The 26,106-nt window shown below is 71.7% G+C and carries 19 protein-coding genes and 1 pseudogene; 11 read left to right on the top strand and 9 right to left on the bottom strand.

The features are described from left to right. Positions 1 to 39: 39 nt before the first annotated feature. Positions 40 to 1,383 carry a helix-turn-helix transcriptional regulator gene (locus AB0A94_RS18345; protein WP_361745453.1) on the bottom strand — a complete coding sequence of 448 codons (1,344 nt, stop codon included), beginning with the start codon at positions 1,381 to 1,383 and terminating at the stop codon, positions 40 to 42. Positions 1,384 to 1,480: 97 nt separating this feature from the next. Between AB0A94_RS18345 and AB0A94_RS18340 the strand changes: the two genes are divergently transcribed. Continuing rightward, positions 1,481 to 1,645: a hypothetical protein gene (locus tag AB0A94_RS18340; RefSeq protein ID WP_361745452.1), complete on the top strand. Its 165-nt coding sequence runs from the start codon at positions 1,481 to 1,483 to the stop codon at positions 1,643 to 1,645. 232 nt (positions 1,646 to 1,877) lie between these two features. Here the strand turns inward: AB0A94_RS18340 and AB0A94_RS18335 are convergent, their stop codons facing one another. Both AB0A94_RS18335 and AB0A94_RS18330 read right to left on the bottom strand, forming a co-directional pair. Beyond that, positions 1,878 to 2,960, bottom strand: a complete 1,083-nt coding sequence (locus AB0A94_RS18335) for a hypothetical protein (protein WP_361745450.1) — start codon at positions 2,958 to 2,960, stop codon at positions 1,878 to 1,880. Between the two features lie 63 nt (positions 2,961 to 3,023). Continuing rightward, a complete protein-coding gene (locus tag AB0A94_RS18330) occupies positions 3,024 to 4,298 on the bottom strand; it encodes a PP2C family protein-serine/threonine phosphatase (RefSeq protein ID WP_361745448.1) in 1,275 nt (424 codons plus the stop codon). A 109-nt stretch (positions 4,299 to 4,407) separates the two neighbouring features. Between AB0A94_RS18330 and AB0A94_RS18325 the strand changes: the two genes are divergently transcribed. From AB0A94_RS18325 to AB0A94_RS18315, 3 genes are all read left to right on the top strand, one after another. Then, a complete protein-coding gene (locus AB0A94_RS18325; protein WP_361745446.1) occupies positions 4,408 to 4,851 on the top strand; it encodes a hypothetical protein in 444 nt (147 codons plus the stop codon). A gap of 175 nt (positions 4,852 to 5,026) precedes the next feature. After that, entirely contained in the window at positions 5,027 to 5,965 is a 939-nt protein-coding gene (locus AB0A94_RS18320) for a hypothetical protein (protein ID WP_361745444.1), read from the top strand. Between the two features lie 55 nt (positions 5,966 to 6,020). Next, entirely contained in the window at positions 6,021 to 7,022 is a 1,002-nt protein-coding gene (locus AB0A94_RS18315; protein WP_361745442.1) for an endonuclease/exonuclease/phosphatase family protein, read from the top strand. Positions 7,023 to 7,134: 112 nt separating this feature from the next. Here the strand turns inward: AB0A94_RS18315 and AB0A94_RS18310 are convergent, their stop codons facing one another. Next, complete coding sequence (locus AB0A94_RS18310) at positions 7,135 to 9,216, bottom strand: PhoX family protein (RefSeq protein WP_361745440.1); 2,082 nt, start codon at positions 9,214 to 9,216, stop codon at positions 7,135 to 7,137. 252 nt (positions 9,217 to 9,468) lie between these two features. On the opposite strand from AB0A94_RS18310, the gene AB0A94_RS18305 reads away from it, so the two are divergent. The 3 genes and pseudogenes from AB0A94_RS18305 to AB0A94_RS18295 all read left to right on the top strand — a co-directional run. Beyond that, a complete protein-coding gene (locus AB0A94_RS18305; protein ID WP_361745438.1) occupies positions 9,469 to 11,421 on the top strand; it encodes a VWA domain-containing protein in 1,953 nt (650 codons plus the stop codon). A 101-nt stretch (positions 11,422 to 11,522) separates the two neighbouring features. Further along, positions 11,523 to 13,139, top strand: coding sequence for a methionine--tRNA ligase (gene metG / locus AB0A94_RS18300; protein WP_361745436.1), 1,617 nt, complete (start codon positions 11,523 to 11,525; stop codon positions 13,137 to 13,139). A gap of 132 nt (positions 13,140 to 13,271) precedes the next feature. Then, positions 13,272 to 13,709: pseudogene (locus AB0A94_RS18295) on the top strand (hypothetical protein); the annotation flags it as partial. A 190-nt stretch (positions 13,710 to 13,899) separates the two neighbouring features. Here the strand turns inward: AB0A94_RS18295 and AB0A94_RS18290 are convergent. After that, complete coding sequence (locus tag AB0A94_RS18290) at positions 13,900 to 15,243, bottom strand: polysaccharide lyase family 1 protein (protein WP_361745434.1); 1,344 nt, start codon at positions 15,241 to 15,243, stop codon at positions 13,900 to 13,902. Positions 15,244 to 15,549: 306 nt separating this feature from the next. Between AB0A94_RS18290 and AB0A94_RS18285 the strand changes: the two genes are divergently transcribed. Further along, the gene (locus AB0A94_RS18285; protein ID WP_217127308.1) at positions 15,550 to 15,915 is read left to right on the top strand and encodes a PH domain-containing protein; all 366 of its coding nucleotides are present in this window, start codon (positions 15,550 to 15,552) and stop codon (positions 15,913 to 15,915) included. 175 nt (positions 15,916 to 16,090) lie between these two features. Then, entirely contained in the window at positions 16,091 to 17,578 is a 1,488-nt protein-coding gene (locus AB0A94_RS18280; RefSeq protein ID WP_361745432.1) for a polysaccharide pyruvyl transferase family protein, read from the top strand. Between the two features lie 67 nt (positions 17,579 to 17,645). On the opposite strand, the gene aspS is transcribed toward AB0A94_RS18280, so the two are convergent. Then, entirely contained in the window at positions 17,646 to 19,409 is a 1,764-nt protein-coding gene (gene aspS, locus AB0A94_RS18275; protein WP_361745430.1) for an aspartate--tRNA ligase, read from the bottom strand. A gap of 145 nt (positions 19,410 to 19,554) precedes the next feature. Here aspS and AB0A94_RS18270 point away from each other — a divergent pair, with 145 nt between their 5' ends. Beyond that, positions 19,555 to 21,678, top strand: coding sequence for a SpoIIE family protein phosphatase (locus AB0A94_RS18270; RefSeq protein WP_361745428.1), 2,124 nt, complete (start codon positions 19,555 to 19,557; stop codon positions 21,676 to 21,678). 18 nt (positions 21,679 to 21,696) lie between these two features. On the opposite strand, the gene AB0A94_RS18265 is transcribed toward AB0A94_RS18270, so the two are convergent. From AB0A94_RS18265 to AB0A94_RS18255, 3 genes are all read right to left on the bottom strand, one after another. Further along, positions 21,697 to 22,329, bottom strand: coding sequence for a hypothetical protein (locus AB0A94_RS18265; protein WP_361745426.1), 633 nt, complete (start codon positions 22,327 to 22,329; stop codon positions 21,697 to 21,699). A 91-nt stretch (positions 22,330 to 22,420) separates the two neighbouring features. Then, entirely contained in the window at positions 22,421 to 23,413 is a 993-nt protein-coding gene (locus AB0A94_RS18260) for a pirin family protein (RefSeq protein WP_361745424.1), read from the bottom strand. A 138-nt stretch (positions 23,414 to 23,551) separates the two neighbouring features. Beyond that, positions 23,552 to 24,016 carry an SseB family protein gene (locus AB0A94_RS18255; protein ID WP_030856883.1) on the bottom strand — a complete coding sequence of 155 codons (465 nt, stop codon included), beginning with the start codon at positions 24,014 to 24,016 and terminating at the stop codon, positions 23,552 to 23,554. A 172-nt stretch (positions 24,017 to 24,188) separates the two neighbouring features. Between AB0A94_RS18255 and AB0A94_RS18250 the strand changes: the two genes are divergently transcribed. Further along, positions 24,189 to 26,015, top strand: a complete 1,827-nt coding sequence (locus AB0A94_RS18250; RefSeq protein WP_361745422.1) for an acyl-CoA dehydrogenase — start codon at positions 24,189 to 24,191, stop codon at positions 26,013 to 26,015. The last annotated feature ends 91 nt before the right edge of the window (positions 26,016 to 26,106 follow it).

Below are 26,106 nucleotides of genomic sequence, written 5' to 3'. Positions count from 1 at the left end.
ACGAGCCCCGACTACCCGGCCCGTCCGGCCCCGAAACGGTCAGACCGGGGGTTGTGCCGGGGCCGGTCCCAGGGTCGTGGTGCCCGGGGCCGTGCGGTGGCCCAGGCCGGTGCGGTAGGCGTCCAGGGCCGCCTCGACGCGGCCGGTGCGGCGCAGCAGGTCACCGAGGAGGCGGCACAGGTCGGCCAGGTCACCGGCCGCGCCCGCGCGTTCCAGCAGGCTCATCGCGCGGACGTAGTGCTCCTCGGCCTGCTCGGCCCGGCGGGCGTCCTCGGCGATGATCCCGAGCAGCCGGTGCGCCGCCGCCGCGTGCACCGCGCCCCGCTCGGGGGAGAGCCCGCCGAGCACGTCCCGCAGCAGGGCCTCCGCCTCCTGGGAGCTGCCGCGCCGGCGCAGGACGTCGGCCAGTTCGACGGTCACCTGGCTGCTGTAGAGGGACGCCCGCTTGGCCGACAGCATCTCCAGCGCCTCGCGCATCTCCTCCTCCGCGCGCTCCAGTTCCCCGTTCTGCGCGTACACGTAGCCGCGCATCCAGTGGCAGTTGGCCAGCTCGGTGCGGAGCTGCAGCCCGCGGTACAGCTCCGCCGCCTTGGCCAGCGAGGCGTCCGCCTCGGCGAGACGGCCCTCGGCGAGCAGGGTGCGGGCCACCGACCGGTGCATGCGCGCCACCAGCGCCGGGTCGCCGGACTGGGGCGCGAGCGCCAGCGCGAACTCCGCCGCCTGCGCGGCCCGCGCGTGCGCGCCCATGTCCATGTACGGGCCGATCGCGCTGGCGTAGAGCAGCAGCAGCGCGTCCGGGTCGTGCAGGCCGCCCCGGTTCAGCTCGTCGATCGCGGTCTCGAGGAGGTAGACCGCGTACCGCAGTTCCCCCGCGAGGTAGTGGGCGACGGCCCGCCCGCGCAGCGCCGGCACCCGTGCGGGCAGCGGCGCCTCGGCGAGCCGGGCCTCGGCCCGCTCGAAGTACCGGCGGCCGTCGGCCAGCTCGCCGGTCTCCAGCGCGCACTCCCCGAGTCCGAGCAGCGCGGCGGCCTGCTCCTCGGCCAGGCCCTGCGCCTCCGCCTCGGCGAGCAGCCCGGCGTACTGCTCCACCGCGGCCTCCGTCTCGCCGACGGCGAGCGTGCGCTGCGCCTCGGTCAGCCGCAGGTGCAGCTCGGTCACGAGCCGGGCGGAACGTCCGGTGGCCAGCTCGTCGAACGCGACTCCGAGACGGTCGGCGAGATGCCGCAGCGCGTCGTCGGAGGGGCGCACCCGTCCCGCCTCCAGCGTGGAGATGTAGGCGGGTGTGTACACCGGCTCCGCCAGCTGCTTCTGGGTCAGCCCGCGCTCCGTCCGCAACTGCTGCACCCGCCGCCCGATGGCCGCCGGCTCGTCCCGCTCCCCCACGCCAACTCCCCCAGTGCCCCTTGCCGTTCGTGACCGACAGCCCCTAGGTTAAACCGCGAATTAAACGTGCTTAACCCGTCGCTGTTGCGAGGTCGCCGTGCTGGAACGCACACGCATCACCGGGCGTCACGCCCGTGGCTTCGCCGCGGCCGTCGCCGCGGTCGCGGCGCTGGTCCTGGCGGCCAACGCGGGCCCGGCCAAGGCCACCGACCCCGAGCCGCACCGGCAGACCACGGCACCGGTGGAGGCGGCGGTCCGGTAGGGACGCGCACCCCGGCCGCACCGGCACGCGGACGACGAGGACCGTCGCGGGCGCGGCGCTCCGGTCGGCCGTGCCCGTCCGGAGGTCCGGCGGTTCGGAAGCCCGGCAGCCCGCCGGTCCGGAAACCCGGCAGTCCGGAAACCTGGCAGTCCGACGGTCCGGAAACCCGGCGGTCCGGCAGCCCGGCGGCTCGTCGAGCGGGCAGGGCCTCACCTGCCGGTCGGGCCGGCGCTCAGCCCTGCGTCTGCAACTGCCGCAGCTGCCGCCGCACATGATCCAGGGCCCCCTCGCGCCGCCCCGGCACCCGGCCGCGCAACTCCGCGAGGACCGCACCGAGTTCGCGGGCCCGGGCCGGGTCACCGATCCGGCCCCACTGGTGGTGCGCCCGGTCCACGGCCGCCTCGACGGCGGGCGCGTCCGCAGACTGCCCGGCGGTCAGCCGGGCGCTCGCGACGGCCAGCCAGGTGCGGCAGCTGCGCGCCGCGTCCCCGGCCAGCATCGCCAGGTCCGCCCGGACCTCCGTCCAGTGCAGCGCCTCCTCGGAGGCGGGCCCGTGCGCCAGATGGGCCGCCTGCTCCAGCCGCGCGGCGAGCGCGTCGGCGTCCGCGTGCCGGCCGGAGCGCACGGCGGCGGTGACGGCCGCGTGCGGATCGCCCGGCACCGGCCCGCGCCGCGCCAGCAGCAGATCGGTGCCCGCGCTCTCCGGCGCGGTCCGCGTCAGCGCCTGCTGGTGCAGCTCCTCGTCCGGCGGACGCCATCCGCTGCGCAGGATCGTCGCGACCGCCTTCATGTACGCCGGTGCCGCGACCCCGCGACGGGACGGCGGCGGGGGCGCGACACGGCCGTAGACGGCGTTGTCGGGGCCGCAGTCGAGCGGGGACGGGCCCGGCGGGCGCGCCGCGCCCAGCGCCTGCCAGGTCTCCGGGTCGGCGTGCAGATCGAGGAACAGCGTCGTCGCGCCCGCCGGACGCAGCCGCAGCTCCTCCCGGAACCAGTGCCACGGCAGCCCGGTGTACCGCACGGTGGACGCGGTCGTACGGGCCAGCGCCAGGTGCGGCAGCCGCTGGCGGCGGTCGAGCTGGAGCTGCCCGGTGACGTACACGGTCAGCGGTCCCGGCGCCGCGGCGGCGGCGCGCAGCCGGGTCAGCACGGCCTGCGGATCCAGCGGGTCGGCGAGTTCGACGACGTTCGCGGTGTCCGCGCCGGACAGCACGGCGGGCGGCACCGCCGCGAGGACCGGGAGCACGGACGCCGCGTCCACCAGCCGCCCGCGGCCCAGCGGCGAGGCCGCCAGCAGCAGCACGGTTCCGGGCATGGTCCCCTCCCCTGTCGATCACCTACGGCAGCACGGTAACCGCTGCGGCTGCAAAGGGTGGTGTCAGTGGGATGAACGTCCCCCTTCGGGGCCTTCGCCCCCCGGCGCGGGGGACACACGGAACGCACGGGGCGCACGGGGCGCACTGGACGCACGGGGCGCACGGGGCGCGCGGGTCCGCCGTACCGCGAAGGCGGTGGTGTCGTCGACCAGGTGCCCCCGGCTGTGCCGCAGCGTCCCGTCCCGTACGGCGGCGACCAGCCGGTCCGGTGCGACGACCCGCGGGTCCGCCGCCACCGCCCGCGTCAGGTCGTCGGCGAGCCGGTAGAAGTCGCCCGCGCCGTTCCGGGCCTCGGTCACGCCGTCGGTGACCAGCAGCAGCGTCTCCTCGGCGGCGACCGGCACCCGGCACACCGCGGGCGGGTCCGGGGCGAGGTCGCGGCAGCCGAGCGGGAGGCCTCCGCCGGCCGGCAGGGACCGCACACCGCCGGGGCCGACGGCCAGCGGGGGTTCGTGCCCGAGGACGACGGCGTCCACCACGTCGGTGCGGTCCGCCGGGAAGCCGAGCAGCACGGCGGTGGCGAACCGGTCGCCGTCGTCCCGGCCGAGCGCCGTGGTGTACGCGCGGTGCCGCAGCATCCGGGTCTCCAGCCGGTCGGCGACGGCCGTCAGCTCCGCCTCGTGGTAGCCGGCCTCGCGGAACGCCCCGAGCAGCACCGCCGCCGTCTCCACCGCGCCCAGCCCCTTGCCCTGCACGTCACCGACGAACACCCGGGTGCCGTGCGGGCCCGGCTGGATGTCGTAGAAGTCGCCGCCGACGCGGGCCTGGGCGTCGGCGGTGAGGTAGACCCCGGCGTGCTCCAGGCCGCCCCAGCCGGGCGGCAGGGGGCGCAGCACGGTGCGCCGTACGGTCTCGGTGACGTCCCGCAGGTGCAGCGCGCGGCGCTCACCGCGCACCCGCACCACACAGGCCAGCGTGGCGAGGACGCCGCCGGCGGCGACGAGGATGAAGTCGGGCAGCCCCGCCTGGAACTGGTGCGGCCAGGCGCTGTCCACGACGGTGTACGTGGCCATTGAGACCACCGCGAACAGGGCCGTGCCCCACACCCCGCAGAGCGCGGCGGCGATGCCCGGCACCAGCACGATCCAGGAGACGGTCCGGAACTCCCCGCCGGTCCTGCGGTCGACCACCAGGATGACGACGAGCAGCAGCAACGGCGGCACCCAGGCGACGCTGCGGCCCCTCAGCCGCAGCACCTCGTGCCGGTGCGCGACATCGCGCCGGCCGGTCGCGGGGTACCGGTCGTGCAGGTCGTGTCCCCCGCTGCCCGGACTCACCGCCCCAGCGAAACACGGCGCCGGACGGCCCGCATCCGGTCTCCACTTGCCGACGGGCCCGGGGAGGTGTGCATTGGTGGGACGGGGGCGAGGAGAAAGGAGTGCTCCCATGGCGCACGCGGCATCCCGGCCCCGGGCAGCGATCGAGCGGGCCGGCACGACCGACATCTTCAGCGCACGGACCCACCGGGCGGCGAAGGTCGTCGTACCCGTCCTGCTCGGAGTCGTGTACGGCTACTGGGCGGCGGCCAACCGGCGCTACGGCGGGCCGATCACCGTGGAGAACTTCCTGTTCGGCTTCCTCACCGGCCTCGTCTTCACCCTGGTGTTCATCGCGCTCCTCGCCCTGGCCCCGAAGGTGCGGCGCGAACTGCACGCGGTGCTGTGGGCCGCGTTCGGCGGCAGCGCGGTCGGCTTCCTGGTCATCCAGGCCGCCAGCCCCGGCGTCCTGCGCTCCGCGATCCTGGGTCTGGCGGTCGCGGCGGGAGTGTTCCTGACGATGTTCTACCGCTTCTACACCCACGAGGACGCACAAGGCCACCGGGTCAAGTAAGACGCCCCCGTCAGCCGCGGGCAGTCGTGCCTCCCCCAGTGCCTCGAGGGCCTGGGAGGTACCCCCGGGGCGGCACGGGTGGGCGGCACGGGTGGGCGGCCCGTTCGGGCAGCCCCGTGCACCCGTACGCGCCCCACCACTCGCGCACCCGGCCCCCCGCACCTTGCCTGGAGACGTGCCCCTCCACCAGAGACCCCACCGCCCGCACCTGCGCAACGCCCTCTCGGCGACCCTCGTCGCCCTCGCCTGCCTGCTCACCCCCTGCGGTGCCCTGGCCGCCTGGGCGGCCTTCGGCCTGGCCGACACCGGCCGCTACGTCGACACCGTGGCACCGCTCGCCACCGACCCCGCCGTACGCGACGCCGTCGCCGACGCCGTCGGGGACGAGGTCGTACGCGAACTGGGTCCGAAGACGGCGGCCGGCCCCGCCCTCGGCCCGTTCGTACGGGACGCCGTCCGCTCCTTCGCCCGCACCGAGGCGTTCCGTACGGCCTGGGAGGCGGGGAACAGGGCCGTCCACGAAGCCGTCCTGCGCGCCCTGCGCGACGACGCGGCCGCCCCTGGCCCGGTCACCGTCGACCTCGCGCCCGTCACCGCGCGGGTACGGGAGCGGCTCGTCGCCGACCACATGCCCTTCGCCCACCGCATCCCCGTCGAGCACACCGAGGTCGCGGTGGTGCCGGCCGGGGAGGTGGCCGGACTCCGGAAGGGGTACCGGGTGCTGGACACCGCCGCCTTCTGGCTGCCGCTCGCGGCCGTCGTCCTCGCCGTCACCGGGATCGCCGTCGCCGCCCGCCGCCGGCGCGCGCTCACCGCGACCGGTCTGGGCACGGCCCTGGGCGGCGCCCTGCTCGCCCTCGCGGTCGCCGTCGGCCGCCGGCTCACCCTGGCCGACCTGCCCGACCGCGTCCACCGCCCGGCGGCGGCCGCGGTCTACGACGCCCTCACCACCACCCTGCGCACGGCGTCCTGGCTCCTCCTCGCCCTGGGCCTGACGGTGGCCCTCGTCTCCTGGCTGACCGGCCGCTCCGGCCCCCGCCGGGAACCACCCGCCCCGGCGGCCGCCCCGGCCGGTGGTTCCCGGCAACCACCCGCCACCCTCCCTCGTCTTTGAGGGCGTCCTCGAGGGAGGATCCGGGCATCGCACCCGCGAGCGGAAGGCCGGAACGTTGGACACTGCGACTGCCGACCCGACAGCCACCGGGGACGGGCCGGGGCGGACGGGGGGACGGCGGCGGTTCGGCGCCTGGTGCGCGGGACCGCTGTTCGCCGGGGTGAGCGTGGTCGTCGGCTGCCGGACCGCCGACACCGACGGCATCACCCCCGTGCCCCAGCTCCTCGCCTTCCTCCCCTGGCTGCTCGTGCCCACGGCCGCCGGGCTGCTGTTCACCCTGGCCGCCCGGTGGTGGACCGGCGCGGTGTGGGGCGTGGCCCTGCTCGGACTGCTGGCCTGGTTCATCGAGCCGTACGGGAAGACCGGCGATCCCTCGGGGCCGCCCGTCGCCGAACTGCGGGTGCTGACCTCGAACGTCGAGTTCGGGCAGGCCACCGGCGCGCTGATCGACGCCGTACGCCGCGAGGAACCGGACGTCGTGTTCGTCCAGGAGTGCGAGTACACCTGCGACGCGGCGTTGCGGCGGGAGCTGACCGACGCCTACCCGCACCGGCAGGCGGTGGCGGGCGGCGGCTCCGAGGGCTCGGTCGTCCTCAGCCGTTTCCCGCTGCGTGCCACCGGCGGGGTCCCCGGCACCATGGGCATGCCCGGCGCCGTCGCCGACGTCGACGGGCACCCCGTACGGCTCCAGCTCGCGCACCCCATGCCGCCGCTGCCCGACCAGGTGGGCCTGTGGCAGCGGGAGCTCGGCCGGCTGCGGGACGCGGCCGCCGCCGACCGGGACACCCCGACCGTGCTCGCCGGGGACTTCAACGCCTCCCAGGACCACGCGGCCTTCCGGCGCATCCTCGACACCGGCCTGCGCGACGCGGCCCGCCTGGACGGCGCCGACCGGACCCCGACCTGGCCGTCCCGCACCGCCCCGGCCTTCGGCGCCCAGATCGACCACGTCCTGGTCTCGGAGGACTTCGCCGCGCGCCGGGCCCGCTTCCTCGACCTCCCCGACACCGACCACCGCGCCCTGGTCGTCGACCTGACCCTGCACGCCGGCCGGTGACGGACGTGCGGGCCGCCCCCGGAAGGGGACGGCCCGCACCCGCCGCACGATGCCCGCCGGAAGGAGCGGGCCGGTGTCCCGGCCCCTTCCCCTTCCGAACGCCGGGCCGGCGTCAGACGCCGATGTCGCGGCCGTCCGCGCGCCACACCGCGACCACGGCCGGGCGGACGTACGTGCCGGGCCCGTCGGGCCAGGTGCTGGCCGGCTGGTCGACCGTCGCCCCGTCCACCTCGCCCGGGTGCTGCACGGCGACCAGCACCCGCCGGTCCTGGATGACCGGACCACAGGTCTCCGCACCGTTCGGCACGGTCAGGAACTGCTTCAGCTCACCGCGCCGGTCGCCGCGCGTGGCGACGCCGAAGAGGCCGTCGTGGGAGCCGAGGGCGCTGCCGTCGGTGGAGATCCACAGGTTGCCGTGGTCGTCGAAGGCGACGTTGTCCGGGCAGGAGATCGGGCTGACGGAGTCCTTCGGGAACCCGGCGAAGTACGTCGCCGGGTCCTCCGGGTCACCGGCGACCAGGAACAGCGACCAGGCGAAGCTGGTGCTCTCCGGCCGGTTCCAGCGCTCGGTCAGCTCCAGGACGTGGCCGTGCTTGTTGGAGTTGCGCGGGTTGGCCTCGTCGGCGGCGGCGTAACCGGCCTTGCCGCGGTTGGAGTTGTTGGTGAGGGCCATGTAGACCTTGCCGGTGACCGGGTTGGGCTCGATGTCCTCGGGCCGGTCCATCTTGGTGGCGCCGACCTTGTCACCGGCGAGGCGCGTGAAGACGAAGACCTCCTCGGCGGTCATGCCCTCGACGTGCGAGACGGCGCCGTCGGCGGTGGCGGTGGCCAGCGGGATCCACTGACCGCCGCCGTCGAACTCGCCGTCCTTCGGGAGCTTGCCGGTGCCGTCGATCTCGATGGCCGGGGAGTCGCCGGTGAGCTTGGCGACGTACAGCGTGCCCTCGTCGAGCAGGGTCAGGTTGTGCTCGCGCGCCCAGCGGCTGTTGCCGTGCCGCATCCGCTTGCTGCCGACGAACTTGTAGAAGTAGTCGAACCGCTCGTCGTCACCCGAGTACACGACCGGGCGTCCGTCGTGCGTCAGCCGCACGGTCGCGCCCTCGTGCTTGAACCGGCCGAGCGCGGTGTGCTTGCGCGGGGTGGAGTCGGGGTCGTACGGGTCCAGTTCGACGACGTACCCGAAGCGGTGCACCTCGTTGGGCTCCTGGGAGACGTCGAACCGCTTGTCGAAACGCTCCCACTTGCGCTCGGTGGCGCCGGTGCCGATGCCGTACCGCTTGTCGGTGGCGCGGCTGCCGTTGGCGAAGTACTGGTTGAAGTTCTCCTCGCCGTGCAGGGTCGTGCCCCACGGGGTGGTGCCGCCGGCGCAGTTGTTGAGGGTGCCGAGCACCTTGGTGCCGCTCGGGTCGGCGGAGGTCTTCACCAGGTCGGACCCGGCGACGGGGCCGGTGAGCCGGAACTCGGAGGTGGCGGTGAGGCGACGGTTGAGCTGGTGCCGGCTGACGGGCGTCAGCCGGCCGGTGCGGCGCTCCTCCTCGACCGCGACCACCGCGAGCCCGTGCGCGGCCCAGGCGATCTCGACCTGCTCACGGGTGGGGTTGGCGGCGTCGTAGTCCCGGAACATGAGGACTTCGTCGGTGTACTCGTGGTTGGCGACGAGCAGCTGCCGGTCGCGCTCACCGCGCAGCGGCAGCAGGGCGAGGAAGTCGCAGTTGTACCCGAACTGCCCGGCCTGCGCCTTGGCGCTCTGCTTCTCCGGGTCGAAGGCGGGCGCGCCGCGCAGGATGGGCTCGCCCCAGCGGATGACGACGTTCTGCCGGTAGCCCTCCGGCACGGTCACGGCGTCGGCGGTGTTCGGCGCGACGGGCGTGAACCGCAGACCGCGGGCGCCCTTGGGCTTGTGGCCGTGCCCGTGGCCGCCCTTCCCGGCGGCGGGGGCCGCCTGCGCCTCGGGCGCGGCGGCGACACCGGCCGCTCCGGCACCGGCCGCGGCGACGGTCACGACGGCGGCGGCGCGCATCATGGAGCGGCGGCTGAGGGCGCCGGCGATGACGTCACCGACGTACTCGTTGGAGCTGGTGTTGGGCACCTCGTGGAAGCAGGCGTCACCACACCGGAAACGACAGGTCATGGCGGACCGGCCGCCGGGGTGGGAACCGGACGGTGTTCCGATCAGCGGCAGCAGCTTTCGCACGTTTTCTCTCCTTGGGTACCCGTGGTGTCAGCGCGACCGTAGGAGTACATACGTGCGGTAGCCGGGCGCCCGGATGAACGACGGGTGAACCTGCGGCAGCATCTGGGGAGTTGCGCCGGTCCGGATCGCGCCCTTGACATATACGATTCCGCAAACCCAGCCCTGCCCAAGATCACCCTTGCGGGCCGCTAACCTTACGTGTCCGTCCTGGCCAGGGATTGACGGGCATCAACCACGCGAAGGGTTGCGCACATGGGCATTCTCACTCTCCTGCGGAACGCGTTCGGCCGGTCACGCAAAGCGAGGCCCTCCGAAGCGGGAGGTGCGGCGGACGCCGCCGAGACGGCGAGTACGTCCCCGACGTCGCCCGCCCCGACGGAGCCGGCCCCGGAGCCCGCCGCGGCAGCCCCGAAGGTCCCGTCCCCGGCCCTCGAGCCCACCCCGTCGTCCCGCACGGCCTCCGTCCCGGAACCCCGCGAGGAACACGACCTGGTCTCCGCGGCCTTCGACAACGTCGCGGTCCCCAGGCCCACCCGATCGGACGACCCCTCGACCCCGGCCCCGGCCCCCACCCAGGAAGCCGAGGTACCCCCGACCTCCGAGCCCGAGACCACGACGGAGCCCGCGGCGAAGCCCGAGCCCGAGGCCACAGCGGAGCCCGAGGCGAAGCCTGAGGCTGCCACCGAGCCCGAGGCCACCACCGAAGCCGAGGCGAAGCCCGAGGCCGCCACCGAAGCCGAGCCGGAAGCCGCCCGAAAGACCGAGCCCGAAACCAGCGCGGCGGCCGAAGCCGAGCTGGAGACCGAGGCGGCAGTCGAGCCCGAGCCCGAGGTGAAGCCCGAGCCCGAAAAGGAGCCCGAGGCCGCCACCGAGACCGAGCCCGAGCCCGAGGCAAGTGCCGAGGCCGCGCCCGAGACCAGCACGGAAACCGAGCCCGAAGCCGGCACCGAGCCCGCGGTCGAACCCGAGGCGGAAGCCAAGGACGAGGCGGAAGCCAAGGTCGAGGCGGTTGCCGAGCAAGAGGCCGACGTCGAGGCGGAGCCCGAGGCCGAGGCCACGACGGAAGCCGAGCCCGAGGTGAAGCCCGAGCCCGAAAAGGAGCCCGAGGCCGCCACCGAGAACGAGACCGAGCCCAAAGCAAGTGCCGAGGCCGCGCCCGAGACCAGCACGGAAACCGAGCCCGAAGCCGGCACCGAGCCCGCGGTCGAACCCGAGGCGGAAGCCAAGGTCGAGGCGGTTGCCGAGCAAGAGGCCGACGTCGAGGCGGAGCCCGAGGCCGAGGCCGCGGCGGAGACCACGACGGAAGCCGAGCCCGAGGTGAAGCCCGAGCCCGAAAAGGAGCCCGAGGCCGCCACCGAGAACGAGCCGGAACCGGAGCCGGAAGCCAAGGCGGAACCGGAAACCGAGCCGGAGCCGGAGCCTGCCGCCGAGCCCGCAGCCGCCGACGGCGAGACCGCCCCGCAGGGGCCACCCGCACCCGACGACGAAAGCCGCACGGGCGGTGCGGGTGGGAACGAATCCCCCGCCGAAGGCGAAGCCGAGGCCGGACGCCCCGCCACCCCCGCCACGAAGCTCAGCAACACCACCCTCACCACCGCCTACAAGGCAGCCGGCGCCACCCTCGAAAAGCACAACCTCACCGGCACCCGCGCCAAGGTCTACCTCGTCCTCGACCGCTCCGCCTCCATGCGCCCGTACTACAAGGACGGCTCCGCCCAGGCCCTCGCCGAGCAGACCCTCGCCCTCGCCGCCCACGTCGACACCGAGGCCACCCTCCACGTCACGTTCTTCTCCACCGAACTCGACGGCACCGGCGAGCTGACCCTCACCGACCACGAGAACAAGATCGACGAACTGCACGCCGGCCTCGGTCGCATGGGCCGTACCAGCTACCACGCGGCCGTCGAGGCGGTCCTCGCCCGGCACGCCGAGGAGCCGGCCGGCACCCCCGCCCTGGTGGTCTTCCAGACGGACGGCGCGCCCGACGCCAAGACCCCCGCCACCCAGGCCCTCACCGACGCGGCGAAGAGCCACCCCACCGTCTTCTTCTCCTTCGTCGCCTTCGGCGAGCACGACAACAAGGCCTTCGACTACCTCCGCAAGCTGAAGACGGAGAACACCTCCTTCTTCCACGCGGGCCCCGCCCCCCGGGAGCTCACCGACAAGGAGCTCTACGAGGGCGTACTGGCGGCCTGGCGCCCGTAGCCGCCGGCCTCACCCCCTCTCCCCGGGGGGCGGGCGGACACCCCGTCCGCCCCCCGAAACGCGGGTGAGCCGACCTCCCCGGGACCAGTAGGATTTCGACCATGGCGGCCACTGGATCCGAGAAGCAGGGGGCGAAGGCGTACTACGTCTCGACCCCCATCTACTACGTCAACGACGCTCCTCACCTGGGCCACGCCTACACGACCGTCGCAGGCGACGTGCTCACCCGCTGGCACCGCCAGCGCGGCGAGAAGGTGTGGTACCTCACCGGCACGGACGAGCACGGTCAGAAGATCATGCGCACGGCCGAGGCGAACGGGGTCACCCCGCAGGCCTGGGCCGACAAGCTCGTCACGGAGGCCTGGAAGCCCCTGTGGGAGCACCTCGACATCGCGAACGACGACTTCATCCGCACCACGCAGAAGCGGCACACCGACCGCGTCCAGGAGTTCGTGCAGGACCTGTACGACAAGGGCGAGATCTACAAGGGCGGCTACGAGGGCCCGTACTGCGTCGGCTGCGAGGAGTACAAGCTCCCCGGCGAGCTGCTCGACGGCGAGGGCGAGTACGCGGGCCAGAAGCTGTGCCCGATCCACAAGAAGCCGGTGGAGATCCTCAGCGAGGAGAACTACTTCTTCAAGCTGAGCGAGTACGGCGAGAAGCTCCTCGCCCACTACGAGGCCAACCCGGGCTTCATCCAGCCGGAGTCCGCGCGCAACGAGGTCGTGAACTTCGTCCGCCAGGGCCTGCAGGACCTCTCCATCTCCCGCTCGACGTTCGACTGGGGCGTGCCGGTCCCGTGGGACGACAAGCACGTGATCTACGTGTGGGTCGACGCCCTGCTGAACTACGCCACCGCGGTCGGCTACAACGAGAACCCGGAGAAGTTCGAGGCCACCTTCCCGGCCGACGTCCACCTGGTCGGCAAGGACATCCTCCGCTTCCACGCGATCATCTGGCCGGCCATGCTGATGGCGCAGGGCCTCCCCCTCCCCGGGAAGGTCGCCGCGAACGGCTGGCTGATGGTCGGCGGCGAGAAGATGTCGAAGTCCAACCTGACCGGCATCAAGCCGCAGGACCTGACCTCGCACTTCGGCGTGGACGCGTACCGCTGGTACTTCCTGCGCGCGATCGCCTTCGGCCAGGACGGCAGCTTCTCCTGGGAGGACTTCTCCGCCCGCTACACCAGCGAGCTGGCCAACGACTACGGCAACCTCGCCTCCCGCGTCGCGGCGATGGTCGGCAAGTACTTCGGCGGCGAACTGCCGGCGTCGACGGCCGACGGTGACGCGGAGCGGGCGATCCACGACGGCCTGGCGAAGGCCGTCACGGAGGCGGACCGCCGCATCGGCGAGGAGCTGGACTTCCAGGGCGGCATCCTGGCGGTCTTCGACTTCGTGAAGCAGGTCAACGGCTACATCACGGAGCAGGAGCCCTGGAAGGTCGCGAAGGACGAGTCGCCGGAGGGCAGGGCCCGCCTGGCGACCATCCTCTACACCGCCGCGGAGTCCCTCCGCGCGGTGGCGGTCCTCCTCAACCCGGTCATGCCGGAGACCTCGCAGAAGCTCTGGGACTCCCTCGGCGCGGAGGCCGGCCTCGGCGCCCTGGCGGACCAGAAGGTCCAGGAGTCCGGCACCTGGGGCCTGCTCCCCGCCGGCTCCACGGTCACCAAGGGCGCGGTCCTCTTCCCGCGTCTCGAGGAGAAGCCGACCGCGTAGAACGCATTGCGTACGTACGTCCAGGGGCCCGGAAGCCGCGTGTTTCCGGGCCCCTGCGCGTAGCCCTCGGCGCACTACCGAAGACTTCGCCGACGAAAGCCTGTTCTCCGACCCCGACGCGCCTCTGCTGCCGTAGCTGCTCTCGAGGCCCAGAGCGGGAAGAACCCCGACAAGCCCGCCAGCTGGGCGTACTACGCCTCCTACATGCTCAACAAGTACCGGCTCCACATGACGACCGTTCTGCGGGACACACCGCAGAACATCGCCGACCCGATCGTCGAACTCATCGCACAAGGCCTGGGCAAGCACCCGGCCGCACACCTGTGGAGGAAACCGGTGGCCGTGGACCTCTCCTTCTACAAGTCCGACCTCTCCGAGGAAATCCGCGACGAGGGCCGAGCCGAGGGCCGTGCCGAGGACGTCCTGCACATCCTGAAAGTGCGCGGCATGGACATCCCGGAAGCGGTCCGGGAACGCGTTACCGGCTGCACCGACCTCGAGATCCTGCGCCACTGGCTCGAGCGTGCCATCACGGTCCCGACGGCCGAAGAGATCTTCGAAGACGAGTAGTCACGACTGCCCAAGGGGCCTCCCCGCGCTGCCTGCCGGGGAGGTGCGTCCTCGGACTGCCCGGCGGACGCCGTGAGGGGCCCGGGAACGCGTCCCGGGCCCCTCACGGTCCGTGGCGCGGCGGACCGCGCGGCATGGGTGCGCGAGGGCCGGGGGCTCGTGGTCTCCCGGCCCTCGCGCGTCTCGGGTGCTACTTGAGCACGCCCGCCCCCGTCGTCGTCGCCAGCGACGTCGGCAGGTTGCCCGCCGAGGCCTCCAGGCCCGTCGTGAGGGTGGGGGTCCAGTTGACCGTGGTCTTCAGGTCCTTGGACGAGGCGGCGTTGTAGGCGGCGACGAGGTCGGTCACCGTGCCGTTGACGAGGTTGCCGGAGCCCTTGACCGAGCCGGTGCCGTCACCGCTGAGCAGCTTGGCGGCCTTCGCGCCGGACGGCAGCTTCCAGTAGTTGTTCTCCGCGACGACCTGGGCCTTGGCACGGGAGTTGATGCTGTACTGCGGCGCGTACCCGTTGAGGGGCGTGACGTCGTAGTGGTTGTTGTAGATGTGGATCTGGCCGATGCGGGCCAGCGGGGCACGCTGCATGATGCCCTTCCACACGTTGTGGTGGATGGAGACGCGCAGCTTGCCGACGCTGTCGGTGTCGCTGCTGCCGATCAGCATCGTCTTGTCGTGGTTGGTGAACTGGTTGCGCGAGACGGTCACCAGGTCGGAGCCCTTGGTGATGTCGAGGGCGCCGTCGTGGATCTGGTACTCGCGGCCGAAGTACTTCGGGTTGGCGCTGTCGAAGTGCGGCGCGTCGGTGAACGTGTTGTGGTCCGCCCACACGTGGGTCGCGCCGCGCAGGGACACCGAGTCGTAGTTGGAGTTCCAGTTGCCGTCGTCGCCGTCGGTCGGGTCCCACTGCGGGAAGCAGTCCTCGGTGGCGGCGAAGGTCAGGTTGCGGACGATGACGTTGTCCACGTTCTGGATCTGGAGCATGGCACCGGTGAGACCCGCGTTCGTACCGGGGACACCCACGATCGTCGTGTTGGCGGGAACCTTGAGGACGATGTTCTTGCCCTGCTTGGCCTGGGCGGCGGCGCGCGCCGTCTCCTGGGTGCCGGAGGGCAGCTTGGAGCGGCCGTAGGTGGCCGGGTCGTAGGCCTTGAGGTAGGCCGACAGCGAGTAGCCGGTGCCGGAGGCGTAGTCGGCGCAGGTCAGCTTCTTGCCGCTGTCATCGGTGTTGGCGTCGATCATGCCGTTGACCTTGATGATGCGGGGCGTGGTGTCGGACACCGAGCCCAGCGCCTTCACGAGCTGCGCGCGGGTGGAGACGGTGAAGGTGTGGGCGGCGTCGGCCTTCGTGCCACCGGTGGTGCCCGTACCGGAGGACGCCCAGCCGTCCTTCGCGGCGAGCGTCTGGTGGTAGAGGTCCACCGTCCCGGCGTTGGCGTTCATCACGAAGACACCGGCGCCGGCGCCCGCGGCCACGACGGCCGCACAGACGACGGCGGCACGGCGGGAGCGGAGGGACCGGCGGTGGGAACGAGCAGCCACGAGGCTTCCTTACGGGGGGAGGAGCGGGGTTACGCCCTGTCAGTGGCCGCCGCCCGGCGAAGGGTTGCCGCGTGCGGAGATTTTTTCTCCCCGATGCCGGGCTCGTCGGCGAGGAGCGTGCCGATGCGGCCCACGCCGGGCGCGGTCCCCTTCCCGCGTCCCGAAGGGAAGCCGGCCGGGTAACGCGCTCGCTACAGCGGCGTCCCAGGACGGAGAGAAGCCTTCTCCCAGGCCCTTCCGTTTGCGAAGATCACGTGAAGGCGGCCGATGTCCGGCCGCCACCACTCACGTGGGGGGATTCCGTCCATGGCACTCTTCGGCAACGCGCACACCGTCGACCCGGCCCAGGCGCAGCAGGACTACGCCCGTCTGCTGGGCCACGGCGAGCAGGTGCACGCCGCGTTCCTGCTGATCCGCGACACCATACTCTTCACCGACCGCCGCCTGATCATGGTCGACAAGCAGGGCATCACCGGCAAGAAGGTGGAGTACCACTCCGTCCCGTACCGCAGCATCACCCACTTCGCGGTGGAGACGGCCGGCACCTTCGACCTGGACGCCGAACTGAAGATCTGGATCTCCGGTTCCCCCACCCCGATCCAGAAGACCTTCACCAAGGGCGTCGACATCTACGAGGTCCAGGCGATCCTCACCCAGTTCGTGGCGCGGTAACCGCTTCGCACCCCCGAACCACTCGCTTCACCGTTCCTTTACCGGCGTATAAGGTTTTGTCACCCGTGCGTGGAGATGTCGAACTGACGTCTGTCGCACGGGTGCGCGACTGCGGTCCTCACGTCTTCACGGGCCCGGCGCGTGCCCGAGTCCGCCCGTGTACCGAGGGAATGACGTGAAGCGCATCCTCATCCGCTCCGGGAAGAGCCCGTTCCGCGTCGCTTCCCCGACGGAGTTCATCCAGCAGGACCTGATCGGCACCAACACGGGCAACCTGATCTTCAGCGACTCCGCCCACAAGATGCTGTCGGCACCGGACACCGAGGTGACCTCCAACGGCATCAGGACCGATCCGTCGGCCCGCCGCGCGGCCGAGATCAACGAGCAGTACGACGTCTTCGTCGTCCCGCTCGCCAATGCCTTCCGGCCCACCTTCCGCGCCTCGCTGGACCGGCTCTCCACCCTGATCGAGCAGCTCACCATTCCGGTGGTGGTCTTCGGTGTCGGCGCCCAGGCCCCCGACGACTACGACACCGGCTGGCTCGGCCCGATGGAGGCGTCGGTCAGACGCTTCGCCTCCGCCGTCCTGGAGCGCTCCGCCTCCATCGGCGTCCGCGGCGAACTCACCGCCCGCTACCTGAACGACCTCGGTTTCAAGGACGTCGACATCATCGGCTGTCCGTCGATGTTCCTGTACGGCAGCACGTTCCCCGAGATCCGCGCCGTGGAGCTGACGGCCGACTCCCGCATCGCCGTCAACCTCTCACCGGACGCGATACCCGTCGGCGACATCTCCGGCATCGCCCGGCACGCCTGGGAACGCTACCCGCACCTGACGTACTACGCGCAGAACACCGACGACGCCGAGCTGCTGCTCTGGGGCGACACCTCGCCCGAGCGGGGCGTCGAGGACCCCTTCCCGCGCCACCTCAGCCACCCGCTGCTGCGCGAGAACAAGGTGCGCATGCCGCTCGACCCGGCGACCTGGATCGAGGAACTGCGTGGCTACGACTTCGCCTACGGCACCCGCATCCACGGCAACGTCGCCGCCCTGCTGGCGGGCACCCCGAGCGTCGTCCTCACGCACGACTCCCGCACCCTGGAGCTGTGCCGGTACTTCGACATCCCGCACCGGCAGCTCGACGGCCTGCCCGCCGGGACCGACCCGCGCGAGCTGTACGAGCAGGCGGACTTCTCGGCGATGCTCAAGGGCCACGGCGAGCGGTTCGACCGGATCGTCGCGTTCCTGGACCGCAACGGCCTGAAGAACACCTACACGCACGGCGACGGCGGCGCCGCCTTCGACGCCCGTATGGCGGAGCTGGAGCTGCCCGCGTCCATGCCGGTCTGGGACGGCTCGGACGACGGGCAGATGCGCTACCGCCTCAGCCGGCTGCGCGAGCAGATCACGGCGGCCGGGGAGCAGACGCGCAAGCAGGCCAAGGAGAGCAAGAACCTGCGCGGCAGGCTCGCCGAGGCCGAGGAGCGTGCCGACGAGACCGCGCGGAAGCTCGACACCCTCGCCCGGGAACTGGCCGCCACCCGCAAGGCGCTGACCGCCGTGGAGCGCAGGGTCACCGGTATCGACAAGCGCCTCCTGGTCCGCCTGGGCCCGGCCCTGCGCCGCCGCACCCGCAAGCTGCCGGGCAGCGGCAAGAACTGACGGCCGTACGGCGAAGGGGCCCGGAACCGACTCGGTTCCGGGCCCCTTCGCCGCTGTGCTGCCGGGGTTACTTCGGCTGAGGCTTGCGCACCGTCAGGTGCAGCTCCTTCAGACGGGCCTCCTCCAGCTCCGTCGGCGCGCCCATCATCAGGTCCTGGGCGTTGCCGTTGAGCGGGAAGGCGATGGTCTCGCGGATGTTGGGCTCGTCGGCGAGGAGCATGACGATGCGGTCCACGCCGGGCGCGATGCCGCCGTGCGGCGGGGCGCCGAAGCGGAACGCGCGGAGCATGCCCGCGAACTTCTCCTCGACCGTCTCGCGGTCGTAACCCGCGATCTCGAACGCCTTGAGCATGATCTCCGGCTCGTGGTTCCGGATCGCGCCGGAGGACAGCTCGACACCGTTGCAGACGATGTCGTACTGCCAACCGAGGATGTCCAGCGGGTCCTGGGTCTCCAGGGCCTCCAGGCCGCCCTGCGGCATGGAGAACGGGTTGTGCGAGAAGTCGATCGCGCCGGTCTCCTCGTCCTTCTCGTACATCGGGAAGTCGACGATCCAGCAGAAGCGGAAGACGTTCTCCTCGAAGTGACCGGAGCGCTTGGCGGCCTCGACCCGCACCGCGCCCATGATCTTGGAGACCTCGTCGAACTCGCCCGCGCCGAAGAACACCGCGTGGCCGGCGGTCAGCGAGAGCCGCTTGGTCAGCTCGGCGACGTTCTCCTCGGTGAGGAACTTCGCGATCGGGCCGGTCAGCGAGCCGTCCTCGCCGACGCGCACCCACGCCAGGCCCTTCGCGCCCTGGGAGACCGCGTAGTCGCCGAGCTGGTCGAAGAACTTGCGCGGCTGGCCGGAGACGTCCGGCACCGGCAGGGCGCGTACGTGCTTGCCGGCGAAGGCCTTGAACTCCGAGCCCTCGAAGATGTCGGTGATGTCGACGAGCTCCAGGCGGGCGCGCAGGTCCGGCTTGTCGGAGCCGTACTTGAGCATCGCCTCGCGGAACGGGATGCGCGGGAACGGGGACGTCACATGACGGCCGTTGCCGAACTCCTCGAACAGCTCGGTCATCAGCTTCTCGATCGGCTGGAAGACGTCCTCCTGCTCGACGAAGCTCATCTCCACGTCGAGCTGGTAGAACTCACCCGGCGAGCGGTCCGCGCGGGCGTCCTCGTCACGGAAGCAGGGCGCGATCTGGAAGTAGCGGTCGAAGCCGGAGATCATCAGCAGCTGCTTGAACTGCTGCGGCGCCTGCGGCAGCGCGTAGAACTTGCCCGGGTTCAGGCGCGAGGGGACGACGAAGTCACGGGCGCCCTCCGGGGAGGTGGCGCTCAGGATCGGCGTCGCCATCTCGTTGAAGCCCAGCGCCGTCATCTTCTGGCGGATCGCCGAGATGACCGACGTACGCAGCAGGATGTTGCGGTGCATGCGCTCGCGGCGCAGGTCCAGGAAGCGGTACTCCAGGCGCCGCTCCTCGTTGACGCCGTCCTCGGCGTTGATCGTGAAGGGGAGCGGGGCGGCGGCGCCCAGCACCTCGACCGCGGAGACCTCGACCTCGACCTCACCGGTCGGCAGCTCGGGGTTGACGTTCTCCGTGCCGCGCGAGACGACCTTGCCGTCGACGCGGACCACGGTCTCCTTGGAGAGCTTGTCCAGCGCGTCGTACGCCTCGGTGCCCGGGCGGGCCACGAGCTGCGTGATGCCGTAGTGATCGCGCAGATCGATGAAGAGGATGCCGCCCAGGTCGCGCCGATTGTGCAGCCAGCCACTCAGCCGGACGTCGGTGCCGACGTCAGAGGCGCGGAGCTCGCCGCAGGTGTGGGACCTGTACCGATGCATCGTCGTTCATCCAGCCTTCGCGGATCGGGGTCGTCGTTTCACGTGAAACTCCCCCCAAGCCTACCGGCCGGCCCAAGATCGCTTCTCCGTCATTACCGGCGGGACGCAGTGGCAGTTTTCGACACCATCTTCATAAAGTGGTCCAATGCGTACTGGTGACCCCCTGCCCGCCCTGGGGGACGTCCTCGCCGCCCTCGACACCGGCCTGTGGCACTGGGACACCGCGGCCGGGCTGGTCACGGTCGACGCCGTGACGGCACGGCTGCTCGGGCTGCCCGCGGAACAGATCACCCTCACGGAGGCCCAGATCCGCGCCCGGCTGCACCCCGTCGACTGGAACGAGATCACCGGAGTGGTCCAGCTCGCCGTCGCCGAGGGCACTCTCGCCGAGGTACGGATCCGGATCATGGACGACCAGAACCGAGTCGTCCGGGTGGTGCGCAGCCGCTCCAAGCCCTCCTTCGACCGTGCCCGCAAGGCGTACGTCCTGACCGGCAGCCTCCAGGAGGTCGCCGAGCCCGCGCCGGGCACGCCCGCCGGGCGCAGCGCGGTCACCGGCGACTGGCGGCGCTCCCGGGAGGCGTTCCTGCTGGACGCGGGCCGGGCGCTGGCGGAGGCGAGGTCGACCCAGGAGGTGCTGCGGGTCGCGGCCAACCTGTCGATGCCGGGCTTCTCACCGGACGGACTGGCCGTGTTCGGCGTGGAGGGCGACCGGCTCACGATCATCGGCCACCACGGGCACGAGCCCGGTTCCGACCACCCGTTCACCTACATGCCGCTGGACACGGACTACCCGGCCGCCGAGGTGGTGCGCACGGGCCGCGCGGTCTACCTCTCCTCCCCGGAGGAGTACAAGGCCCGCTACCCGCTCACCTGGCCGCTCGCCCAGCGCTTCGGACGGCAGTCCTGGGCGTTCCTGCCACTGACCGCGTCCGGCCGCACGATGGGCGCCTGGCTGGCGGCCTTCGCCTACCCGGTCGCGTTCACCCCCGACGAGCGTTCCGTGCTGACCACGGTCGCCCGGATGCTGGCACAGGCGCTGTCCCGCGCGGGCACCGCCGAGAGCGAGCGGGCGCTGAGCGAGGGCCTGCAGCGCACGATGCTGCCGAAGCTCGGCCCGAGCATCCCGGGCATGAGCATCACCGCCCGCTACGTCCCCACCGGCGGCGGCCTCCAGGTCGGCGGCGACTGGTACGACGTGATCCCGCTGCCCTGCGAACGGTTCGCGCTGGTCATCGGGGACGTCCAGGGCCATGACGTGCGGGCCGCGGGGCTGATGGGCCAGCTGCGGATAGCCCTGCGGGCGTACGCCTCGGAGGGGCACCGCCCCGACGCCGTGCTGTCCCGCGCCTCCCGCTTCCTGCACGGGATCGGCGAGACGGACCCCACCGAGCTGCGCTTCGCGACCTGCCTGTACGTCGAGGTCGACCCGGTGAGCGGAGTGCTGGAGGCCGCCCGCGCCGGGCATCCGGAACCGGTGATCCGCATGGCCGACGGAACGGTGCTGGCCCGGCCGACGGCGGGCGGACTGCCGCTGGGCATCGATCCGAACGCCGACTATCCGACCACCCGGTTCGTCCTGGAGGCCGGCGAAACGCTGCTGGTCTGCACGGACGGGCTGATCGAGACCGGCGGCCACGACCTGGAGACCGGCTGGCAGCGGCTGCGCACCCTCCTGGAGGAGCACAAGGGCACCCAGGAGGAACTGGCCGACGCCCTGGTCCAGGCGGTGCACGGCCCCTCCTCGCACCACACCACCGGCCCGCTCGCCGACCGCCGCGAGGACGACATCGCCATGATGCTGCTGTGCCGGCAGGGCGAGGGGTGCGGCTGCGGCGCGGAGACGGACACGGTGCGGCCTCCCGTGCGCCGCACGATGCTGACGGTGGCGCAGGCCGAGCCCGAGCGCGTCTCGGTGGCCCGGCAGCAACTGCGCGAGCTGCTGCACGACTGGTCCTCGCCGGACCAGGTGGACTCGGCGGTGCTGCTGCTGTCGGAGATGCTCACCAACGTCCTCGTGCACACCGACACCGACGCCCTGCTGCTCGCCGAGGTCACCGACGGGCGGGACGGCCGCCGGATGCGCGTCGAGGTCACCGACTCCGGCGACGACCTGCCGCACCTGCGCAGACCGGGCGAGCTGGCGTCCTCCGGACGCGGCCTGGTCCTGATCGAACTCCTCTCCCACGCCTGGGGCATCGCCCCGCGCGGCACGGGCAAGAGCATCTGGTTCGAGCTGTACGAGACCGAGGGGTCCGGTCCCCGCTGAACGGCCCGGGCCGGTGGCTCAGCCGGCGAAGGGATTCCCGTGCCCGGGAATCCGGCCGCCCGGCGGCAGGTACCGCAGCCGGCCGTTCGGGTCGGTGACCGGCGTGAAGCCGGCGGCCCGCAGGAGGGCGGCGCACCTGGCCCTGAACCGTCGGTTGGCGGCGAATCCGACCGGCAGGAGGGCCATCACCGCGGCCCAGACGACACCGGCGAGGACCACGGCCACGGCGCCCGTGCCGAACGCGAAGCCGATGGTCAGGGCGAGCGGAACGGCGCAGAAACCCGTGAGCAGGATCAGCTGCCTGTCGGTGTACATGGTGGTGATGTCGAAGGTGATGCGGGCCTTGAGGAGCTCGACCGCATCCGGTGCGAGGCGCGGCAGCTCGCCGCCGTCGGCGGCCCTCGGATAGCGCGCCCGGTTCCGCGCGGCCCGCGCGCGGGCCTCGGGGGCGGGGTCGGGCACGATCAGGACGACGTACTGGTTGCCCTGGGGCCCACCGCCCTGCCGTACATCCGCGTACTCGTATCCGAACTTCTGGGCCATGGCGGCGCACCGGGCGAGCTTCGTCGTGGTCGCCACGGCGCTGGTGACCCGTACGGGCTCCCCGCTCTCCATCTGCCGCAGCATCTTCCGTATCCGGCGCTCACCCATCGGTGTCCTGCCCCCTCACCCGTGACCCGGCCGCGTACGGACATCATCGTGTCCGTGCGCGGCCGGGATCACTGCCGGATGCGGGCAGTCTTCAGGCGCCGTCGTTGCCGACCGCCGGTCCGTCCTCGGACATGCCGTGCACGGCCGGGATCGTTCCGAGCCGGCCCTTCTGGAAGTCCTCGAAGGCCTGCTGGAGCTCGTCGCGGGTGTTCATCACGAACGGGCCGTAGTGGGCCATCGGCTCACGGATCGGCTTGCCGCCCAGCAGCACGACCTCCAGGTCCGGGGTGTGCGAGTCCTGCTTCTCGTCCGCGCGGACGGTCAGCGAGGAACCCGCGCCGAAGACCGCGGTCTGGCCCAGGTGGACCGGACGCCGCTCGGCACCGACCGACCCGCGCCCGGCCATGACGTACGCCAGACCGTTGAAGTCCTCCCGCCACGGCAGGGTGATCTCCGCACCCGGCGCCAGCGTCGCGTGCACCATCGTGATCGGCGTGTGCGTGATGCCGGGACCCTCGTGGCCGTCCAGCTCACCGGCGATGACGCGCAGCAGCGCGCCGCCGTCGGGGGAGGTGAGCAGCTGGACGGAGCCGCTGCGGATGTCCTGGTAGCGCGGGGCCATCATCTTGTCCTTGGCGGGCAGGTTCACCCACAGCTGGAGCCCGTGGAAGAGTCCGCCGGACATGACGAGCTGCTCCGGCGGCGCCTCGATGTGAAGCAGACCGCTTCCGGCTGTCATCCACTGGGTGTCGCCGTTGGTGATGGTGCCGCCACCGCCGTTGGAGTCCTGGTGGTCGAAGATCCCGTCGATGATGTAGGTGACGGTCTCGAAGCCGCGGTGCGGGTGCCAGGGCGTCCCCTTCGGCTCCCCCGGCGCGTACTCCACCTCACCCATCTGGTCCATCATGATGAACGGGTCGAGATGGCGGTAGTTGATCCCGGCGAACGCCCGGCGCACCGGGAAGCCCTCGCCCTCGAAACCGCTCGGCGCGGTCGTGACGGTGAGCACGGGACGTGCCACGGCGTCGGCGGGCGCGGTCACGCGGGGCAGCGTCAACGGGTTCTCGACGGTCACTGCAGGCATGTCGGTACCTCCTCGGGTACGCCCACTTTAGTTGAGCGTTGAACTTCTTGCCACCCGGAACAGAGAAAACCCGGAGGGAATTCCCTCCGGGCCCGGCATCAGGAGCGGCGCGGGTCGGCCGCCCGCGCAGCCATGGCTTCAGCCGTACATACGGCGCATCGCGAACTCGACCATCTGCTCCACGGCCTTCGCGTCGAACACCATCCGGTGCTCGCCCTCCATGTCGAGCACGAAGCCGTACCCCGTGGGCAGCAGGTCGATCACCTCGGCGCCGGTGATCACGAAGTACTTGGACTCCTTGCCCGCGTACCGCCGCAGCTCCTTGAGGGAGGTGAACATCGGGATCACCGGCTGCTGGGTGTTGTGCAGGGCGAGGAATCCGGGGTTGTCGCCGCGCGGGCAGTAGACCTTGGAGGTGGCGAAGACCTGCTGGAAGTCCTCGGCCGCCATCTGCCCGGTGGTGAACGCGCGCACCGCGTCGGCGAGCGAGGGCGCGGACGGCTCCGGATACAGCGGCGCCTGCTGCCCGTACCCGCCCTGCATCTGCTGCTGCGGCGGGACGTAACCCTGCTGTGCCCCTGCGCTCTGGTCGTAGCCGTACATGCCGCACAGACTACTGATCCGACGGGAGGGCTGGGTCACAGATGTCCGGATCGGGGTTGCTTCTTATTACCGACGGGTAGCATCATCGGAGCTACTTGCCGGTACGTGAATCACGTGAATCAGTTGCGAGGAGTCAGTGCCTCGCCGATACCTCTCTAACGGAGCCGTCGCCATGGGGCACTACAAGTCGAATCTCCGCGACATCGAGTTCAACCTCTTCGAAGTACTCGGGCGCGACAAGCTGTACGGCACGGGTCCGTTCGACGAGATGGACGTCGACACCGCGAGGAGCATCCTCGACGAGCTGACCCGGCTCGCGGAGAACGAGCTGGCCGAGTCCTTCACGGACGCCGACCGCAACCCGCCGGTGTTCGACCCCGAGACCAGCACCGCGCCGGTCCCGGCGTCCTTCAAGAAGAGCTACCAGGCCTTCATGGACTCCGAGTACTGGCGCCTGGGCCTGCCCGAGGGCATCGGCGGCACGACGGCTCCCCCGTCGCTGATCTGGGCGTACGCGGAGCTGATCCTGGGCGCCAACCCGGCCGTGTGGATGTACTCCTCCGGCCCGGCCTTCGCCGGGATCCTGCACGACGAGGGCAACGAGACGCAGAAGAGGATCGCGCGGATCGCCGTCGAGAAGCAGTGGGGCTCCACCATGGTCCTCACCGAGCCGGACGCCGGCTCGGACGTGGGCGCGGGGCGCACCAAGGCGGTGCAGCAGGAGGACGGCTCCTGGCACATCGAGGGCGTGAAGCGGTTCATCACCTCCGGTGAGCACGACATGTCGGAGAACATCCTCCACTACGTGCTGGCCCGTCCCGAGGGCGCCGGACCCGGCACCAAGGGCCTGTCCCTCTTCCTCGTCCCGAAGTACCTCTTCGACGTCGAGACCGGTGAGCTGGGCGAGCGCAACGGCGTCTACGCCACCAACGTCGAGCACAAGATGGGCCTGAAGGCCTCCAACACCTGCGAGATGACCTTCGGCGACCGGCACCCCGCCAAGGGCTGGCTGATCGGCGACAAGCACGACGGCATCCGCCAGATGTTCCGCATCATCGAGTTCGCCCGCATGATGGTCGGCACGAAGGCGATCTCCACGCTGTCGACGGGCTACCTCAACGCGCTGGAGTACGCCAAGGAGCGCGTCCAGGGCCCCGACCTGGCGAACTTCATGGACAAGAGCGCGCCCAAGGTCACCATCACCCACCACCCCGACGTGCGCCGCTCGCTGATGACGCAGAAGGCGTACGCGGAGGGCATGCGCGCCCTGGTGCTGTACACGGCGTCGGTGCAGGACGCGATCGCGGTGAAGGAGGCGGCGGGCGAGGACGCGAAGTCCGAGCACGCCCTCAACGACCTGCTGCTGCCGATCGTCAAGGGCTACGGCTCCGAGAAGGGCTACGAGCAGCTCGCCCAGTCGCTGCAGACCTTCGGCGGCTCCGGCTTCCTGCAGGAGTACCCGATCGAGCAGTACATCCGGGACTCCAAGATCGACACCCTCTACGAGGGCACCACCGCGATCCAGGGCCAGGACTTCTTCTTCCGGAAGATCGTCCGCAACCAGGGCGCGGCGCTGAACTCGCTCGCCGAGGACATCAAGAAGTTCCTGGCGCTCGGCGAGGGCGGCGAGGAGCTCGGCACGGCCCGCGAGCACCTGGCCAGGGCGGCCGTCGAGCTGGAGGCCATCGTCGGCCTGATGCTCACCGACCTCGCGGCCACCGAGCAGGACGTCAGGAACATCTACAAGGTGGGCCTGAACACCACCCGCCTGCTGATGGCCTCCGGTGACGTGATCGTCGGCTACCTGCTCCTCAAGGGCGCGGCGGTCGCCGCCGAGAAGCTCCCGACGGCCTCCGCCAAGGACAAGGCCTTCTACACCGGCAAGATCGCCGCGGCGAAGTTCTTCGCGGCCGACGTCCTGCCCGGCGTCACCCTGGCCCGCAAGGTCGCCGAGGGCGTCGAGCTGGACCTGATGGACCTGGACGAGGCGGCGTTCTAGCCCCTTCCGGGACCTCCCGGGACCCTCCCGGACCTCCCGGGACAGACCCCACGAGATCCAGCCGGACCCCGCCCGAGGGCCCGCTCCCGTA

The sequence above is a fragment of the Streptomyces sp. NPDC044984 genome (assembly GCF_040646935.1).
Classification (GTDB): domain Bacteria; phylum Actinomycetota; class Actinomycetes; order Streptomycetales; family Streptomycetaceae; genus Streptomyces.
This window is presented reverse-complemented; position numbering and strand designations above follow the sequence as displayed.

Excerpts from the sequence above, each read along its gene's own strand:
- aspS (WP_361745430.1), bottom strand. The coding sequence starts at position 19,409 with ATGCATCGGTACAGGTCCCACACCTGCGGCGAGCTCCGCGCCTCTGAC.
- AB0A94_RS18325 (WP_361745446.1), top strand. The coding sequence starts at position 4,408 with ATGGCGCACGCGGCATCCCGGCCCCGGGCAGCGATCGAGCGGGCCGGC.
- metG (WP_361745436.1), top strand. The coding sequence starts at position 11,523 with ATGGCGGCCACTGGATCCGAGAAGCAGGGGGCGAAGGCGTACTACGTC.
- AB0A94_RS18255 (WP_030856883.1), bottom strand. The coding sequence starts at position 24,016 with ATGTACGGCTACGACCAGAGCGCAGGGGCACAGCAGGGTTACGTCCCG.
- AB0A94_RS18250 (WP_361745422.1), top strand. The coding sequence starts at position 24,189 with ATGGGGCACTACAAGTCGAATCTCCGCGACATCGAGTTCAACCTCTTC.
- AB0A94_RS18260 (WP_361745424.1), bottom strand. The coding sequence starts at position 23,413 with ATGCCTGCAGTGACCGTCGAGAACCCGTTGACGCTGCCCCGCGTGACC.
- AB0A94_RS18335 (WP_361745450.1), bottom strand. The coding sequence starts at position 2,960 with ATGCCCGGAACCGTGCTGCTGCTGGCGGCCTCGCCGCTGGGCCGCGGG.
- AB0A94_RS18305 (WP_361745438.1), top strand. The coding sequence starts at position 9,469 with ATGGGCATTCTCACTCTCCTGCGGAACGCGTTCGGCCGGTCACGCAAA.
- AB0A94_RS18285 (WP_217127308.1), top strand. The coding sequence starts at position 15,550 with ATGGCACTCTTCGGCAACGCGCACACCGTCGACCCGGCCCAGGCGCAG.
- AB0A94_RS18270 (WP_361745428.1), top strand. The coding sequence starts at position 19,555 with ATGCGTACTGGTGACCCCCTGCCCGCCCTGGGGGACGTCCTCGCCGCC.
- AB0A94_RS18265 (WP_361745426.1), bottom strand. The coding sequence starts at position 22,329 with ATGGGTGAGCGCCGGATACGGAAGATGCTGCGGCAGATGGAGAGCGGG.